The sequence below is a fragment of the Bacillus sp. ZY-1-1 genome (assembly GCF_003047165.1).
Taxonomy (GTDB): domain Bacteria; phylum Bacillota; class Bacilli; order Bacillales; family Bacillaceae; genus Bacillus; species Bacillus velezensis.
Map to the genome: position 1 here is coordinate 972,604 of NZ_CP027061.1, position 16,007 is coordinate 988,610.

Sequence of the window (16,007 nt, forward strand, 5' to 3'; positions counted from 1 at the left end):
TCAAACTAAGGTCTGCACGATGCAGATCACACAGACGTTACTGCAGGATGCAGTGAACTTAGTCTGTGATCCATTTATCGGAGAGTTTGATCCTGGCTCAGGACGAACGCTGGCGGCGTGCCTAATACATGCAAGTCGAGCGGACAGATGGGAGCTTGCTCCCTGATGTTAGCGGCGGACGGGTGAGTAACACGTGGGTAACCTGCCTGTAAGACTGGGATAACTCCGGGAAACCGGGGCTAATACCGGATGGTTGTCTGAACCGCATGGTTCAGACATAAAAGGTGGCTTCGGCTACCACTTACAGATGGACCCGCGGCGCATTAGCTAGTTGGTGAGGTAACGGCTCACCAAGGCGACGATGCGTAGCCGACCTGAGAGGGTGATCGGCCACACTGGGACTGAGACACGGCCCAGACTCCTACGGGAGGCAGCAGTAGGGAATCTTCCGCAATGGACGAAAGTCTGACGGAGCAACGCCGCGTGAGTGATGAAGGTTTTCGGATCGTAAAGCTCTGTTGTTAGGGAAGAACAAGTGCCGTTCAAATAGGGCGGCACCTTGACGGTACCTAACCAGAAAGCCACGGCTAACTACGTGCCAGCAGCCGCGGTAATACGTAGGTGGCAAGCGTTGTCCGGAATTATTGGGCGTAAAGGGCTCGCAGGCGGTTTCTTAAGTCTGATGTGAAAGCCCCCGGCTCAACCGGGGAGGGTCATTGGAAACTGGGGAACTTGAGTGCAGAAGAGGAGAGTGGAATTCCACGTGTAGCGGTGAAATGCGTAGAGATGTGGAGGAACACCAGTGGCGAAGGCGACTCTCTGGTCTGTAACTGACGCTGAGGAGCGAAAGCGTGGGGAGCGAACAGGATTAGATACCCTGGTAGTCCACGCCGTAAACGATGAGTGCTAAGTGTTAGGGGGTTTCCGCCCCTTAGTGCTGCAGCTAACGCATTAAGCACTCCGCCTGGGGAGTACGGTCGCAAGACTGAAACTCAAAGGAATTGACGGGGGCCCGCACAAGCGGTGGAGCATGTGGTTTAATTCGAAGCAACGCGAAGAACCTTACCAGGTCTTGACATCCTCTGACAATCCTAGAGATAGGACGTCCCCTTCGGGGGCAGAGTGACAGGTGGTGCATGGTTGTCGTCAGCTCGTGTCGTGAGATGTTGGGTTAAGTCCCGCAACGAGCGCAACCCTTGATCTTAGTTGCCAGCATTCAGTTGGGCACTCTAAGGTGACTGCCGGTGACAAACCGGAGGAAGGTGGGGATGACGTCAAATCATCATGCCCCTTATGACCTGGGCTACACACGTGCTACAATGGACAGAACAAAGGGCAGCGAAACCGCGAGGTTAAGCCAATCCCACAAATCTGTTCTCAGTTCGGATCGCAGTCTGCAACTCGACTGCGTGAAGCTGGAATCGCTAGTAATCGCGGATCAGCATGCCGCGGTGAATACGTTCCCGGGCCTTGTACACACCGCCCGTCACACCACGAGAGTTTGTAACACCCGAAGTCGGTGAGGTAACCTTTATGGAGCCAGCCGCCGAAGGTGGGACAGATGATTGGGGTGAAGTCGTAACAAGGTAGCCGTATCGGAAGGTGCGGCTGGATCACCTCCTTTCTAAGGATTTTAACGGAATATAAGACCTTGGGTCTTATAAACAGAACGTTCCCTGTCTTGTTTAGTTTTGAAGGATCATTCGATTCTTCGAGATGTTGTTCTTTGAAAACTAGATAACAGAAGTAATTCACATTCAATTAGTAATGCAAGATATCACGTAGTGATTCTTTTTAACGGTTAAGTTAGAAAGGGCGCACGGTGGATGCCTTGGCACTAGGAGCCGATGAAGGACGGGACGAACACCGATATGCTTCGGGGAGCTGTAAGCAAGCTTTGATCCGGAGATTTCCGAATGGGGAAACCCACCACTCGTAATGGAGTGGTATCCATATCTGAATACATAGGATATGAGAAGGCAGACCCGGGGAACTGAAACATCTAAGTACCCGGAGGAAGAGAAAGCAAATGCGATTCCCTGAGTAGCGGCGAGCGAAACGGGACCAGCCCAAACCAAGAGGCTTGCCTCTTGGGGTTGTAGGACACTCTGTACGGAGTTACAAAGGAACGAGGTAGATGAAGAGGTCTGGAAAGGCCCGCCATAGGAGGTAACAGCCCTGTAGTCAAAACTTCGTTCTCTCCTGAGTGGATCCTGAGTACGGCGGAACACGTGAAATTCCGTCGGAATCCGGGAGGACCATCTCCCAAGGCTAAATACTCCCTAGTGACCGATAGTGAACCAGTACCGTGAGGGAAAGGTGAAAAGCACCCCGGAAGGGGAGTGAAAGAGATCCTGAAAACCGTGTGCCTACAAGTAGTCAGAGCCCGTTAACGGGTGATGGCGTGCCTTTTGTAGAATGAACCGGCGAGTTACGATCCCGTGCAAGGTTAAGCAGAAGATGCGGAGCCGCAGCGAAAGCGAGTCTGAATAGGGCGAATTGAGTACGTGGTCGTAGACCCGAAACCAGGTGATCTACCCATGTCCAGGGTGAAGTTCAGGTAACACTGAATGGAGGCCCGAACCCACGCACGTTGAAAAGTGCGGGGATGAGGTGTGGGTAGGGGTGAAATGCCAATCGAACCTGGAGATAGCTGGTTCTCTCCGAAATAGCTTTAGGGCTAGCCTCAAGGTAAGAGTCTCGGAGGTAGAGCACTGATTGGACTAGGGGCCCCTACCGGGTTACCGAATTCAGTCAAACTCCGAATGCCGATGACTTATCCTTGGGAGTCAGACTGCGAGTGATAAGATCCGTAGTCGAAAGGGAAACAGCCCAGACCGCCAGCTAAGGTCCCAAAGTATACGTTAAGTGGAAAAGGATGTGGAGTTGCTTAGACAACCAGGATGTTGGCTTAGAAGCAGCCACCATTTAAAGAGTGCGTAATAGCTCACTGGTCGAGTGACTCTGCGCCGAAAATGTACCGGGGCTAAACGTATCACCGAAGCTGCGGACTGTTCTTCGAACAGTGGTAGGAGAGCGTTCTAAGGGCTGTGAAGCAAGACCGGAAGGACTTGTGGAGCGCTTAGAAGTGAGAATGCCGGTATGAGTAGCGAAAGAGGGGTGAGAATCCCCTCCACCGAATGCCTAAGGTTTCCTGAGGAAGGCTCGTCCGCTCAGGGTTAGTCGGGACCTAAGCCGAGGCCGAAAGGCGTAGGCGATGGATAACAGGTTGATATTCCTGTACCACCTCCTCACCATTTGAGCAATGGGGGACGCAGGAGGATAGGGTAAGCGCGGTATTGGATATCCGCGTCCAAGCAGTTAGGCTGGGAAATAGGCAAATCCGTTTCCCGTGAAGGCTGAGCTGTGATGGCGAGCGAATTATAGTAGCGAAGTTCCTGATTCCACACTGCCAAGAAAAGCCTCTAGCGAGGTGAGAGGTGCCCGTACCGCAAACCGACACAGGTAGGCGAGGAGAGAATCCTAAGGTGATCGAGAGAACTCTCGTTAAGGAACTCGGCAAAATGACCCCGTAACTTCGGGAGAAGGGGTGCTCTGTTAGGGTGCAAGCCCGAGAGAGCCGCAGTGAATAGGCCCAGGCGACTGTTTAGCAAAAACACAGGTCTCTGCGAAGCCGTAAGGCGAAGTATAGGGCTGACGCCTGCCCGGTGCTGGAAGGTTAAGAGGAGCGCTTAGCGTAAGCGAAGTGCGAATTGAAGCCCAGTAAACGGCGGCCGTAACTATAACGTCCTAAGTAGCGAAATTCCTTGTCGGGTAAGTTCCGACCGCACGAAAGGCGCAACGATCTGGGCACTGTCTCAACGAGAGACTCGGTGAAATTATAGTACCTGTGAAGATGCAGGTTACCCGCGACAGGACGGAAAGACCCCGTGGACTTTACTGCAGCCTGATATTGAAGTGTTGGTACAGCTTGTACAGGATAGGTAGGAGCCTTGGAAAACCGGAGCGCCAGCTTCGGTGGAGGCATCGGTGGGATACACCCTGGCTGTATTGACCTTCTAACCCGCCGCCCTTATCGGGCGGGAGACAGTGTCAGGTGGCAGTTTGACTGGGGCGGTCGCCTCCTAAAAGGTAACGGAGGCGCCCAAAGGTTCCCTCAGAATGGTTGAAATCATTCGCAGAGTGTTAAAGCACAAGGGAGCTTGACTGCGAGACCTACAAGTCGAGCAGGGACGAAAGTCGGGCTTAGTGATCCGTGGTTCCGCATGGAAGGGCCATCGCTCAACGGATTAAAAGCTACCCGGGATAACAGGCTTATCTCCCCCAAGAGTCCACATCGACGGGGAGGTTTGGCACCTCGATGTCGGCTCATCGCATCCTGGGGCTGTAGTCGGTCCCAAGGGTTGGGCTGTTCGCCCATTAAAGCGGTACGCGAGCTGGGTTCAGAACGTCGTGAGACAGTTCGGTCCCTATCCGTCGCGGGCGCAGGAAATTTGAGAGGAGCTGTCCTTAGTACGAGAGGACCGGGATGGACGCACCGCTGGTGTACCAGTTGTTCTGCCAAGGGCATCGCTGGGTAGCTATGTGCGGACGGGATAAGTGCTGAAAGCATCTAAGCATGAAGCCCTCCTCAAGATGAGATTTCCCATTCCGCAAGGAAGTAAGATCCCTGAAAGATGATCAGGTTGATAGGTCTGAGGTGGAAGTGTGGCGACACATGGAGCTGACAGATACTAATCGATCGAGGACTTAACCAATTTGAATGTATGCTTACTGTTATCTAGTTTTGAGAGAACACTCTCAATGGTTTGGTGGCGATAGCGAAGAGGTCACACCCGTTCCCATGCCGAACACGGAAGTTAAGCTCTTCAGCGCCGATGGTAGTCGGGGGTTTCCCCCTGTGAGAGTAGGACGCCGCCAAGCTATTACACGTAAGTGTAATATACGGAGGATTAGCTCAGCTGGGAGAGCATCTGCCTTACAAGCAGAGGGTCGGCGGTTCGAGCCCGTCATCCTCCACCATTCCTATCATACATAAGTTGGCGTATTAGGCCGGTGTAGCTCAATTGGTAGAGCAACTGACTTGTAATCAGTAGGTTGGGGGTTCAAGTCCTCTTGCCGGCACCACTTTTATATGTTATACTATATAAGTCTCTTGTAATAAGAGCCATTAGCTCAGTTGGTAGAGCATCTGACTTTTAATCAGAGGGTCGAAGGTTCGAGTCCTTCATGGCTCACCATGTTTTTCTTGCGGATGTGGCGGAATTGGCAGACGCGCTAGAATCAGGCTCTAGTGTCTTTACAGACGTGGGGGTTCAAGTCCCTTCATCCGCATTGCCAAACGCGGAAGTAGTTCAGTGGTAGAACATCACCTTGCCAAGGTGGGGGTCGCGGGTTCGAATCCCGTCTTCCGCTCCAACTATACTATACCATCCATGCCGGGGTGGTGGAATTGGCAGACACACAGGACTTAAAATCCTGCGGTAGGTGACTACCGTGCCGGTTCAAGTCCGGCCCTCGGCACTTATTGTTGCGCCCGTAGCTCAATTGGATAGAGCGTTTGACTACGGATCAAAAGGTTAGGGGTTCGACTCCTCTCGGGCGCGCCATACATACTTTTGAAAAACGGGAAGTAGCTCAGCTTGGTAGAGCACATGGTTTGGGACCATGGGGTCGCAGGTTCGAATCCTGTCTTCCCGACCACTTTGGGGCCTTAGCTCAGCTGGGAGAGCGCCTGCTTTGCACGCAGGAGGTCAGCGGTTCGATCCCGCTAGGCTCCACTTGATTTTAATTGTTTTTGGCGGTGTAGCTCAGCTGGCTAGAGCGTACGGTTCATACCCGTGAGGTCGGGGGTTCGATCCCCTCCGCCGCTACCATTGGACCTTTAGCTCAGTTGGTTAGAGCAGACGGCTCATAACCGTCCGGTCGTAGGTTCGAGTCCTACAAGGTCCACCACTTATACGGAGGAATACCCAAGTCTGGCTGAAGGGATCGGTCTTGAAAACCGACAGGGGTGTCAAAGCCCGCGGGGGTTCGAATCCCTCTTCCTCCGCCATATCTAATTTAATTATCATCGCGGGGTGGAGCAGTTCGGTAGCTCGTCGGGCTCATAACCCGAAGGTCGCAGGTTCAAATCCTGCCCCCGCAACCAAAAAAATGGTCCGGTAGTTCAGTTGGTTAGAATGCCTGCCTGTCACGCAGGAGGTCGCGGGTTCGAGTCCCGTCCGGACCGCCATTTATAAAAAGGCTCGGTAGCTCAGTTGGTAGAGCAACGGACTGAAAATCCGTGTGTCGGCGGTTCGATTCCGTCCCGAGCCACCATTTAATTTAATATTGTTTTGGCGGTTGTGGCGAAGTGGTTAACGCACCAGATTGTGGCTCTGGCACTCGTGGGTTCGATTCCCATCAATCGCCCCAAACAACATGCGGGTGTAGTTTAGTGGTAAAACCTCAGCCTTCCAAGCTGATGTCGTGGGTTCGATTCCCATCACCCGCTCCATTTTTATATTGTCATGGGCCTGTAGCTCAGCTGGTTAGAGCGCACGCCTGATAAGCGTGAGGTCGGTGGTTCGAGTCCACTCAGGCCCACCATGATGATTTTTCCACAGTAGCTCAGTGGTAGAGCTATCGGCTGTTAACCGATCGGTCGCAGGTTCGAATCCTGCCTGTGGAGCCATACGGAGAAGTACTCAAGTGGCTGAAGAGGCGCCCCTGCTAAGGGTGTAGGTCGTGTAAGCGGCGCGAGGGTTCAAATCCCTCCTTCTCCGCCATAAGGCCCGTTGGTCAAGCGGTTAAGACACCGCCCTTTCACGGCGGTAACACGGGTTCGAATCCCGTACGGGTCATTAAAAAACCTTGCATACTATGCAAGGTTTTTTATTATGCGTTCATAGCGTAAATGGTAAAAGACAGGTATGTGGCAAAAGCGCTCCATAATAAATAAGGAACCAGAAGCCAGGCTGAAGCTTTACTGTATTTACCGGCAATGAGCAACAGAATGAGTGTTGTCACAGCCACAAGCAGGCAATCGATAGATGCAGCAAGCAAATTTTTCTGTGTGAATTGAAAATAGCTGAATCCTTGATTCACGATATAATTGATGAGAAGCATCACCCAAAAAGCTTTGGATTCTTTACATGAAAACTTTGCATATATTAAGGCTGCTGAGAGCGAAATAAGCGCAAACAAAACCGCCCATATGATGCCGATCACTGATCCGCCCGGCGTCCAGTCAGGTTTTTGCAGCGCGTCGTACCATTCCCGGTCGATGGGAAAGAGAAACCCTGCTAAAGAAAACAAGACATATGTAATGATAAATACAATAATCGCACCGATATACTTCTTTTTCATTTGTTCCCTCCGTCATTCAATGTCAATACGTTAGTTCCCTTTCTTGGAAAGATTAAACCGTTCAAAAGGTTCATGCACCATTAAGTGTATGAGTTTTCGGTGTGAAAATGCAGCAAACCAATTATTTGTATTCAAAAACCCCGGCCTGCCGGGGTTTTAATCAGCATGAAGGTCGCCAAAGGTCGTCATAATTCCTTCTTCGTCCAGTTCCTGCTCATATTTTTCATGTGCTTTGCTTGGATACACGGAAATGTTTTTTCCGGTAATATCTGTTGCGATAAAGTTTTCATAATCCTCGGCATAGCCGATGTTTTCTTCTGAGTTCATTGTCATATCCCCATAGCTGAGCGGCGGATCTTCTAAATCCTGAGGCGTTTCTGAGTTTCCGTATTCCTCAACATCCTGATAAGCATCTTCACTATCGTAAGCCGCCCGGATTGATTCATCATCATCAAATTCAAACTGTCCGAACGGTGTTTCCTCTTCAATCGGCCTGTCTTTGGAAACGGCATCCTGCGAGGAATATTCCGCCAATGTCGTAGCCGTCGGCAGAGCTTCGAGTCTGTCATAAGGAATGTCCTTGCCGCTGACTTCACAAGTGCCGTATGTGCCGTTTTCAATTTGTTTCAGAGAGTAATCAATATCGCGAAGGTGCTCCCTTTCATGGTCGAGCAGAGCCAGGTCTTTTTCCCGCTCGTATAATTCGGTCGCCTGATCGCCGGGATGATTGTCATAGGAAGACAATTCGCCGGATGATTGATACGGGAATTCATAAGTTAACTGAAATTGATCATTTTCTTTAAAGCGGCTTAAAATATCATCTCTGGCTTCTTCCAATTCTTTTTTTAAGTGTGTGATCTGTTCGTTTGTAAGCACATCGATCCCTCGTTTCTATGTGATGCTTACTGTTAGTATGAACGTTTTTACGCAGAAAAATGGTGGATAAAAATAGTCATTTTCCCACGAGGAAGTAAAAGGATACAGTGATTGCCGAGAGTGGGGAAAGAAAATTCAAGTTTGTTTCTTTATTCATTTGCGCAAAAAGGTTTATAATAAGAAATGCAGGCATTTTGTCGTGCTCAAATCTGTGTGTTTGACACAAATTCATCACAGGTGTATTGTATTAAAAGCATTTAACGGATTATGGAGGAATGTCTCATGGTGACAACGGTGCAGCATACGTTCCGAGAGGAAGCAGATCATGCATTACATAAAGCCAAACAAGTCAACCATGCTGTCTTATTGAGCTATTCAAGACGTATTGCGTCTTTAGACCCTCTATCATTTTTCAAAGACGGAGCAAAAAAATATAAAGGCAAACGATTTTTTTGGTCAGAACCCGGTAGTGAATTAACAATAGTCGGTCTTGGCACAGAAGCGCTGTTCCAATCGAATGAAAAAAATGGAAAACGTTATCACGACGTTTTTGAACAATGGGAGCGCTTTAAAAAGACGGCTTTTCATATTCATGAAGAAGAAGAGGCGGCGCATACCGCGGTCGGCCCTGTCTTATTCGGCGGTTTTTCATTTAATCCCGCTGAAGAGAGAGGAGACGAATGGAACGGGTTTGAAGAAGGACTGTTCTTTATCCCTTCACTCATGCTGACAAAGACGGCAGATGGCGATTATTTAACCGTCAATCAATGGGCGGCAGACGGTAATCAGGCAGAAGATACGCTGAAACGTCTGAAATCTTTTTCAGAAGCTTTTGCAGTTTCTTCAATTGAGTATGAAGAATATCCTGTTTTAACAAAAGCGGAAGAACTTGATGTGGAAAACTGGCTTGAAGCCATTAAAACAGCAACAAATGATATGAAGGCAAATCAATATGATAAAGTCGTGCTGGCAAGGGAAGTCGTTTTGTCATATGATGGGCCTATTCCGGCTGAGAGCGTTGTCCGCAAGCTTTTGACGGACCAAACGACAAGCTATGTTTTTGCGATTGAGCAGGGAGATAAATGCTTTGTCGGCGCTTCACCGGAACGGCTGATCAAAAAATCAGGCAAAGACGTTATGTCCACCTGTCTGGCAGGTTCAATTAAGCGCGGAGAAAATCAACAAGAAGATGACCGTCTCGGCAAAGAGCTGCTGCATGACGAAAAAAATCTCGCGGAACATGATTTTGTGGTTAAGATGATACACGATTCTTTCTTGTCGAGCTGCAGTGATGTGAAAAAGCCTGCAGGCCCGCAATTATATAAAACAAAAAGTGTTCAGCATCTATATACGCCGATCACAGGCCATCTGAAAACGTCCGCTTCGCTGTTTGATTTAATTGAAAAGCTGCATCCCACTCCGGCATTGGGAGGAGCTCCCCAGCAGAAAGCTGTTGAAGTTATCGCTGATATTGAACCGATGACACGCGGATGGTACGCGGCTCCGATCGGCTGGATGGACGGCAGGGAAAACGGAGAATTTGTCGTGGCTATCCGATCAGGGCTGATTGAAGGCAAAAGTGCGCGGCTTTTCGCAGGCTGCGGCATTGTTGAAGATTCAGATCCGCAATCAGAATATGAAGAAACACAAATTAAACTAAAGCCGATGATCTCTGCTTTAGGAGGTGAAAGGCTTTGACAAACCCGATTACACATTATATCGGAAGCTTTATTGATGAATTCGCTCTATCTGGTGTCACCGACGCGGTTGTTTGCCCGGGATCGAGGTCAACTCCCCTGGCGGTTTTGGCGGCGGCCCACCCGGATATTCAAGTCCATATACAGATTGATGAACGATCCGCAGGTTTTTTCGCACTCGGTCTTGCAAAAGCCCGCCAGCGTCCGGTCATGCTGATTTGTACGTCAGGAACGGCAGCGGCTAACTTCTATCCGGCCGTGATTGAAGCTCATTATTCAAGAGTGCCTCTTATTGTCCTGACTGCTGACCGGCCTCATGAATTGAGGGAAGTGGGGGCGCCTCAGGCGATTAACCAGCATTTTCTGTTCGGTAACTTTGTTAAGTTTTTCACAGACTCAGCTCTGCCTGAGGAAAATCCTCAAATGCTGAGCTATGTCAGAACATTGGCCGGCAGAGCCGTAAGTGAAGCCGGGAAGCGCCCGATGGGGCCAGTCCATATCAATGTGCCGCTCAGAGAGCCTTTGATGCCGGATTTATCAGCCGGACCTTTTGAAAGAATGAGAAAGGGGAAGCATGTCTCAGTCACAACAGGGATTCAGTCAGCTGATCAAGACTCTCTCTGTCATATTACAGAGCGTCTCGCGGGTACCGAAAGAGGTATGATCGTCTGCGGCGAAATTCACGGTGAAGCAGAAAAGCAGCAAATCATCGCGCTTGCCGAGATGCTTCAGTTCCCGATTTTGGCTGATCCGCTTTCAAACCTCCGAAACGGGGAGCATGATAAGACGCTGATTATTGATGCTTATGACTCGTTCTTAAAAGATGAAGAAATAAAAGAGGCTCTGCGCCCTGACGCTGTGATCCGCTTCGGTCCGATGCCGGTTTCCAAACCGCTCTTTTTATGGCTCAGAGACGATCCTGCCATTGAGCAGTTTATCGTCGATGAAGACGGAGGATGGAGAGATCCCACCCAGGCCGGCGCGCATATGATTCATTGCCATCCGTCTGTGTTTTTGGAAGCGGTCCGTTCAGCTGAAACCGGAAAACGGCCGTCCGGATGGCTTGAGAAATGGCAATTTGTCAATGACCGGTTCCGGAGTCATTTACAGGCCGCGAGCATGGATGATTTATCATTTGAAGGAAATGTATATCGTCAGCTTCAGCACCTTGTCCCTGAAGGCAGTTCGATTTTTGTCGGCAACAGCATGCCGATCCGCGACGTGGATACTTTCTTTGAAAAACAAGATCGTTCCTTCCGTGTTTATGCCAACCGCGGCGCTAACGGCATTGACGGAGTTGTCTCCTCGGCTATGGGACTGTGTGAAGGTACAAAAGCTCCTGTCACGCTTGTCATTGGAGATTTATCGTTTTATCATGATTTAAACGGGCTGTTAGCGGCTAAAAAACTTGGAATTCCGCTTACGGTTATTTTAATAAACAATGATGGCGGCGGGATTTTCTCGTTTTTGCCGCAGGCATCTGATAAGACTCATTTTGAAGAACTGTTCGGTACGCCGACGGGTCTTGATTTCCGGCATGCCGCCGCACTGTATGGCGGGACGTATACTTGTCCTGAGACATGGGAAGCATTTAAGGATGCGTATCAGCCGCAGGCGGACAAGCCCGGACTTCATATAATCGAGCTGAAAACAGATCGGACATCAAGAGTTCAATTCCATCGCGATCTGCTGCAGGCCGCAGTGCGGGAAGTGAAAAAAGAATGGAAACTGTAACAGTTAAAACGGCCGACAGCGTATGCTATCGTGCTGCTGATAGCGGACACGAATCGTGTGAAGCTATTGTTTGTCTGCATGGATTTACGGGCAGCAAAGAATCATGGATGTTTTTACGCGGCATGTTTCCCGGCGAGCGATTGGTGATGATTGACTGCCTGGGTCACGGGGAGACAGACGCGCCTGTGCAAGCGGCAAGGTATAGTGCGAGCCGGCAGGTTGCGGACCTTGCCGCCGTTTTTGATCAATTAAAACTTCACAAAGTGAAACTTATTGGTTATTCTATGGGGGGAAGACTTGCGTATTCCTTTGCACAGGCATTTCCGCATCGGGTGTCAGCGCTTGTTTTGGAAAGTACAACCCCGGGCCTCAGCACGCTTCAGGAACGCAAAAAACGGATTCAGTCAGACCGGAAGCTTGCTGACTTTATATTGCGGGAAGGTGTAACATCGTTTGTTGATTATTGGGAGAGCATTCCGTTGTTTGCCACGCAGCTTTCTCTTCCGGACAGCGTAAAGGCGTCCATCCGTGCCGGCAGGCTGAAGAATAATCCGTCCGGACTTGCAGGAAGCCTGCTCGGAATGGGGACAGGCTCACAGCCTTCCTGGTGGGAGGCATTACACCGCATCAAGGCGCCCGTCCTGCTCATATGCGGTGAATGGGATGAAAAGTTTTGCGCTATTAATCAAAAGGTGCATAACCTGCTCCCATCAAGTAAAATAGAGGTTGTCAAACAGGCGGGGCACACGGTACATGTGGAACAGCCGCGAATTTTTGGTAAGATAGTAAGTGAGTTTTTATACGGCTTGTAAAGCATAAAGAAAATAGCTTTTCGGCCGGACTCAGGCAAAAATGAAGGAGGTCATATCAATGGCTGCAGAATGGAAAAGTGAACGTCAGTACGATGAAATCCTGTACGAGACGTATAACGGTATTGCAAAAATAACAATTAACCGCCCGGAGGTACATAACGCATTTACTCCTAAGACGGTATCAGAAATGATTGACGCGTTTGCTTGTGCGCGTGATGACTCCAATATTGGTGTCATCGTTCTTGCGGGAGCGGGAGATAAAGCATTCTGTTCAGGCGGAGACCAAAAAGTCCGCGGTCACGGCGGATATGTCGGAGACGATCAAATCCCGCGTCTGAATGTGCTTGATCTTCAGCGTTTGATCCGTGTGATTCCTAAACCGGTCGTAGCGATGGTATCAGGCTATGCCATCGGCGGAGGCCATGTGCTTCATATCGTCTGTGATTTAACGATTGCGGCCGATAACGCGATTTTCGGTCAAACCGGCCCGAAAGTGGGAAGCTTTGATGCCGGTTACGGCTCAGGTTACCTGGCGCGTATCGTCGGACATAAGAAAGCCCGTGAAATCTGGTACCTGTGCCGTCAATACAACGCGCAGGAAGCGCTCGACATGGGGCTTGTCAATACGGTTGTCCCATTAGAGAAACTTGAAGAGGAAACAATTAAATGGTGTGAAGAAATGCTTGAGAAAAGCCCTACAGCCCTTCGTTTCCTTAAAGCGGCATTTAACGCTGATACAGACGGCCTCGCCGGAATTCAGCAATTTGCAGGAGATGCAACGCTTCTTTATTACACGACTGACGAAGCGAAAGAAGGCCGTGATTCCTTTAAAGAGAAACGCAGTCCCGATTTCGGTCAATTCCCTCGTTTTCCGTGATCAGATGACACTACGAAACAGCTTGAGCCGCTCTGGTCCAAGCTGTTTTCTTTTCAAAAACAGTACTTTTACCTCGGAGATGATAACATGCTGACAGAACAGCCGAATTGGCTCATTCAAAGGGCTCAGCTGACACCGGAGAGAATCGCTCTCATATTTGAAAACAAACAGATGACATTCAGAGAATTATATCATGCTTCTAAACAAATGGCCGCGCGGCTGTCCAAATACTGTTCGCTTAAAAAAGGAGACCGCGCCGCGATTTTGCTTTCTAACAGACCGGAAATGGTTTATGCCGTTCACGCCTGCTTCTTATTAGGGGCGGAAGCTGTGCTGTTGAATACGAAGCTCTCAAAACAGGAACGGTTGTTTCAGCTCGAAGATTCACAGGCAAAGCTTTTATTAACGGAGGACGGTTTTTGCCGCGAAGAATATGAATCTGCGGTCGCCACCGCAGATGTGGACGAGCTGCAGGCTGAAGAGGCGGGTGACATGGAGCCGGAAGCTTATGTAACGCTTGATGATACGGCGACTCTTATGTATACGTCAGGAACAACAGGAAGGCCGAAAGGGGTGCAGCAGACTTTCGGTAATCATTATTCCAGCGCTGTATCGTCTGCGCTGAATCTGGGGGTCACGGAGCGGGACCGCTGGCTTATTGCGCTGCCGCTGTTTCATATCAGCGGTCTGTCTGCGCTGTTTAAGTCGGTCATTTACGGCATGCCCGTCGTGCTTCATCAAAAATTCTCTGTCACTGATGTGCTGGACAGCATCAGCTCCCATCAGGTCACGATCATTTCAGCGGTGCAGACCATGCTCTCGGGCCTGCTTGCGGAAACTGAACAATGTCCTGAATCACTGCGCTGCATTCTGCTTGGCGGGGGTCCGGCACCGCTGCCGCTCCTTGAAGAATGCCGCAGGAAACAATTTCCGGTATTCCAATCTTACGGCTTGACTGAAACCTGCTCACAGATTGTCACACTTTCTCCGGAATTCAGCATGGACAAGCTCGGCTCGGCCGGTAAACCGCTGTTTTCATGCGAAATTAGAATTGAAAAAGACGGAAACCCTTGTGCGCCGTTTGAACATGGTGAAATTACGGTGAAAGGCCCGAATGTAATGAAAGGGTATTATCATCGTGACGACGCGAACCAGGCCGCTTTTCATAATGGATGGTTTAAAACGGGCGATCTTGGCTATTTGGATGATGAAGGGTTTTTATACGTGCTGGACAGGCGGTCGGACCTCATCATTTCAGGCGGAGAGAACATCTACCCCGCAGAAGTGGAAGCGGCGCTGCTTGCCCATCCGGCTGTAGCGGAGGCCGGTGTTTCGGGAGCCGAAGATCCGAAGTGGGGGAAAGTGCCGCATGCTTTTCTCGTGCTGACTTCTTCTGTCAATTCTGAGGAGCTGACCGCCTTTTGCCGTGAGCGGCTTGCTAAATATAAAATACCGGCTGCTTTTTTCAAGGTTGACGGGCTCCCGCGGAACGCGTCCAATAAACTGATGAGGCATCGGCTGAATGAGCTTCGTAAAGGAGAATTGTCATGATTAAGATTGAAAAAATCACCCTTTATCATGTAAGTATGAGGCTGAAAAAACCGTTTAAAACAAGTATTGAAACGCTGCAGGATCGTAAATTTTTGATCGTGGAAGCGATCGATGAAACCGGGAGAACCGGCTGGGGGGAGGTATCGGCGTTTTCTTCTCCGTGGTATACAGAAGAAACGATTCAGACATGCGCGCATATGCTGAGAGATTTTTTCATCCCAAATGTCGTAGGCCGCGAGTTTTTCCATCCGTCAGAAGTGCCTGACAGTCTCGCGCGTTTCAAAGGAAACCGCATGGCAAAAGCGGGGCTTGAATCAGCCGTGTGGGATCTATATGCCAAGAAAAAGGGGATATCTCTCGCAGAAGCCTTAGGGGGCAAAAGAGATAAAGTGCCCGCCGGCGTGGCGGTGGGTCTGGCTTCGGCTGATGAGATGCTTCGGGAAATTGAGCAATACGTAAAAGAAGGTTATCAACGTATAAAAATAAAAATTCAGCCCGGCCATGACGTTGATCTGGTCAGAGCCATCCGCAGCCGTTTTCCGAACGTGCCGCTGATGGCGGATGCCAACTCGGCTTATGAACTGAAAGACATCAGCAGGCTGAAAGAGTTGGATGAATTCCAGCTCATGATGATAGAACAGCCGCTTCAGGCAGATGATATTGTCGATCACCGCCATCTGCAGAAACACTTAAGAACCGCGGTATGCCTTGATGAAAGCATATGCTCTTATGATGACGCAAGGCGGGCGATTGAGCTTGGGAGCTGTAAAATCATTAACATAAAACCGGCGCGTGTAGGAGGCCTGACAGAGGCATTAAAAATACATGACTTATGCAGAGAGCATCACATGCCGGTTTGGTGCGGCGGAATGTTTGAAACCGGCATTTCGAGAGCGCAGACAGTCGCGCTTGCTTCGCTGCCGCAATTTACGATACCGGGTGATATTTCCTCATCAGACCGATACTGGGAGGAGGATATTGTCACTCCCGATATCCGTATCGAAGAGGGATTCATCTCTGTCCCGGACGGTCCCGGACTAGGTGTTGAAGTCAATCAGGAAATAATGAGAAAATACGTCACCCAAATGGACGTTTTTACGACAAACAACTGATAAAAAGACATTTCAGCGAGTTGAGCTGCCTGTACGC

At 49.8% G+C, this 16,007-nt stretch carries 8 protein-coding genes, 21 tRNA genes and 3 rRNA genes; 30 read left to right on the top strand and 2 right to left on the bottom strand.

Annotation, left to right across the window (positions count from 1 at the left end; all coding sequences use genetic code 11):
* Nucleotides 1-74 precede the first annotated feature (74 nt).
* The 24 genes from C5I45_RS05080 (at nt 75) to C5I45_RS05195 (ending at nt 6,806) form a co-directional block, all read left to right on the top strand.
* A 16S ribosomal RNA gene (locus C5I45_RS05080) occupies nt 75-1,624 on the top strand.
* 175 nt (nt 1,625-1,799) lie between these two features.
* Nucleotides 1,800-4,718 (top strand): 23S ribosomal RNA (locus tag C5I45_RS05085).
* A 50-nt stretch (nt 4,719-4,768) separates the two neighbouring features.
* Nucleotides 4,769-4,884 (top strand): 5S ribosomal RNA (gene rrf, locus C5I45_RS05090).
* The 16S, 23S and 5S rRNA genes sit together here with 21 tRNA genes alongside, the layout of an rRNA operon.
* Before the next feature lie 23 nt (nt 4,885-4,907).
* Nucleotides 4,908-4,983 (top strand) — tRNA-Val (locus C5I45_RS05095).
* A 29-nt stretch (nt 4,984-5,012) separates the two neighbouring features.
* A tRNA-Thr gene (locus C5I45_RS05100) sits at nt 5,013-5,088 on the top strand.
* A gap of 37 nt (nt 5,089-5,125) precedes the next feature.
* Nucleotides 5,126-5,201 (top strand) — tRNA-Lys (locus C5I45_RS05105).
* A gap of 10 nt (nt 5,202-5,211) precedes the next feature.
* Nucleotides 5,212-5,295 (top strand) — tRNA-Leu (locus C5I45_RS05110).
* A 9-nt stretch (nt 5,296-5,304) separates the two neighbouring features.
* Nucleotides 5,305-5,379: transfer RNA gene (locus tag C5I45_RS05115), tRNA-Gly, on the top strand.
* A 19-nt stretch (nt 5,380-5,398) separates the two neighbouring features.
* A tRNA-Leu gene (locus C5I45_RS05120) sits at nt 5,399-5,484 on the top strand.
* 9 nt (nt 5,485-5,493) lie between these two features.
* Nucleotides 5,494-5,570 (top strand) — tRNA-Arg (locus tag C5I45_RS05125).
* 17 nt (nt 5,571-5,587) lie between these two features.
* Nucleotides 5,588-5,664: transfer RNA gene (locus tag C5I45_RS05130), tRNA-Pro, on the top strand.
* Nucleotides 5,665-5,668: 4 nt separating this feature from the next.
* A tRNA-Ala gene (locus tag C5I45_RS05135) sits at nt 5,669-5,741 on the top strand.
* A 19-nt stretch (nt 5,742-5,760) separates the two neighbouring features.
* Nucleotides 5,761-5,837 (top strand) — tRNA-Met (locus C5I45_RS05140).
* A gap of 2 nt (nt 5,838-5,839) precedes the next feature.
* Nucleotides 5,840-5,916: transfer RNA gene (locus C5I45_RS05145), tRNA-Ile, on the top strand.
* Between the two features lie 7 nt (nt 5,917-5,923).
* Nucleotides 5,924-6,016: transfer RNA gene (locus C5I45_RS05150), tRNA-Ser, on the top strand.
* 19 nt (nt 6,017-6,035) lie between these two features.
* Nucleotides 6,036-6,112, top strand: a tRNA-Met gene (locus C5I45_RS05155).
* A 7-nt stretch (nt 6,113-6,119) separates the two neighbouring features.
* Nucleotides 6,120-6,196, top strand: a tRNA-Asp gene (locus tag C5I45_RS05160).
* Between the two features lie 10 nt (nt 6,197-6,206).
* Nucleotides 6,207-6,282, top strand: a tRNA-Phe gene (locus C5I45_RS05165).
* A 20-nt stretch (nt 6,283-6,302) separates the two neighbouring features.
* Nucleotides 6,303-6,378, top strand: a tRNA-His gene (locus C5I45_RS05170).
* Nucleotides 6,379-6,386: 8 nt separating this feature from the next.
* Nucleotides 6,387-6,460, top strand: a tRNA-Gly gene (locus C5I45_RS05175).
* 15 nt (nt 6,461-6,475) lie between these two features.
* Nucleotides 6,476-6,552 (top strand) — tRNA-Ile (locus C5I45_RS05180).
* A gap of 10 nt (nt 6,553-6,562) precedes the next feature.
* Nucleotides 6,563-6,637 (top strand) — tRNA-Asn (locus C5I45_RS05185).
* Nucleotides 6,638-6,640: 3 nt separating this feature from the next.
* A tRNA-Ser gene (locus tag C5I45_RS05190) sits at nt 6,641-6,731 on the top strand.
* 3 nt (nt 6,732-6,734) lie between these two features.
* A tRNA-Glu gene (locus C5I45_RS05195) sits at nt 6,735-6,806 on the top strand.
* 34 nt (nt 6,807-6,840) lie between these two features.
* Here C5I45_RS05195 and C5I45_RS05200 read toward each other — a convergent pair.
* Nucleotides 6,841-7,311: a TspO/MBR family protein gene (locus C5I45_RS05200; RefSeq protein WP_014305638.1), complete on the bottom strand. Its 471-nt coding sequence runs from the start codon at nt 7,309-7,311 to the stop codon at nt 6,841-6,843.
* A 156-nt stretch (nt 7,312-7,467) separates the two neighbouring features.
* On the bottom strand, nt 7,468-8,187 hold the full coding sequence (locus C5I45_RS05205) for a TraR/DksA C4-type zinc finger protein (protein WP_025853400.1): 720 nt from the start codon (nt 8,185-8,187) through the stop codon (nt 7,468-7,470).
* 282 nt (nt 8,188-8,469) lie between these two features.
* On the opposite strand from C5I45_RS05205, the gene C5I45_RS05210 reads away from it, so the two are divergent.
* The 6 genes from C5I45_RS05210 to menC all read left to right on the top strand — a co-directional run bounded on the left by C5I45_RS05210 (nt 8,470) and on the right by menC (nt 15,970).
* Entirely contained in the window at nt 8,470-9,885 is a 1,416-nt protein-coding gene (locus tag C5I45_RS05210; RefSeq protein ID WP_003152215.1) for an isochorismate synthase, read from the top strand.
* Nucleotides 9,882-11,618, top strand: a complete 1,737-nt coding sequence (gene menD, locus C5I45_RS05215; protein WP_003152218.1) for a 2-succinyl-5-enolpyruvyl-6-hydroxy-3-cyclohexene-1-carboxylic-acid synthase — start codon at nt 9,882-9,884, stop codon at nt 11,616-11,618. The genes C5I45_RS05210 and menD overlap by 4 nt, the downstream gene beginning before the upstream one ends.
* Nucleotides 11,606-12,430 carry a 2-succinyl-6-hydroxy-2,4-cyclohexadiene-1-carboxylate synthase gene (menH, locus tag C5I45_RS05220; protein WP_025853397.1) on the top strand — a complete coding sequence of 275 codons (825 nt, stop codon included), beginning with the start codon at nt 11,606-11,608 and terminating at the stop codon, nt 12,428-12,430. Before menD ends, menH begins: the two co-directional genes overlap by 13 nt.
* A 58-nt stretch (nt 12,431-12,488) precedes the next feature.
* Nucleotides 12,489-13,307, top strand: a complete 819-nt coding sequence (gene menB / locus C5I45_RS05225) for a 1,4-dihydroxy-2-naphthoyl-CoA synthase (RefSeq protein ID WP_003152221.1) — start codon at nt 12,489-12,491, stop codon at nt 13,305-13,307.
* An 87-nt stretch (nt 13,308-13,394) separates the two neighbouring features.
* Nucleotides 13,395-14,858 (top strand): o-succinylbenzoate--CoA ligase, encoded by a 1,464-nt coding sequence (locus C5I45_RS05230; RefSeq protein ID WP_003152222.1) that lies wholly within the window; start codon nt 13,395-13,397, stop codon nt 14,856-14,858.
* Nucleotides 14,855-15,970 carry an o-succinylbenzoate synthase gene (gene menC, locus C5I45_RS05235; protein ID WP_003152223.1) on the top strand — a complete coding sequence of 372 codons (1,116 nt, stop codon included), beginning with the start codon at nt 14,855-14,857 and terminating at the stop codon, nt 15,968-15,970. Before C5I45_RS05230 ends, menC begins: the two co-directional genes overlap by 4 nt.
* Nucleotides 15,971-16,007 lie beyond the last annotated feature (37 nt).

Coding starts and splice junctions, on each gene's coding strand:
- menH (WP_025853397.1), top strand. CDS start 11,606: ATGGAAACTGTAACAGTTAAAACGGCCGACAGCGTATGCTATCGTGCT.
- menB (WP_003152221.1), top strand. CDS start 12,489: ATGGCTGCAGAATGGAAAAGTGAACGTCAGTACGATGAAATCCTGTAC.
- C5I45_RS05210 (WP_003152215.1), top strand. CDS start 8,470: ATGGTGACAACGGTGCAGCATACGTTCCGAGAGGAAGCAGATCATGCA.
- C5I45_RS05230 (WP_003152222.1), top strand. CDS start 13,395: ATGCTGACAGAACAGCCGAATTGGCTCATTCAAAGGGCTCAGCTGACA.
- C5I45_RS05200 (WP_014305638.1), bottom strand. CDS start 7,311: ATGAAAAAGAAGTATATCGGTGCGATTATTGTATTTATCATTACATAT.
- menC (WP_003152223.1), top strand. CDS start 14,855: ATGATTAAGATTGAAAAAATCACCCTTTATCATGTAAGTATGAGGCTG.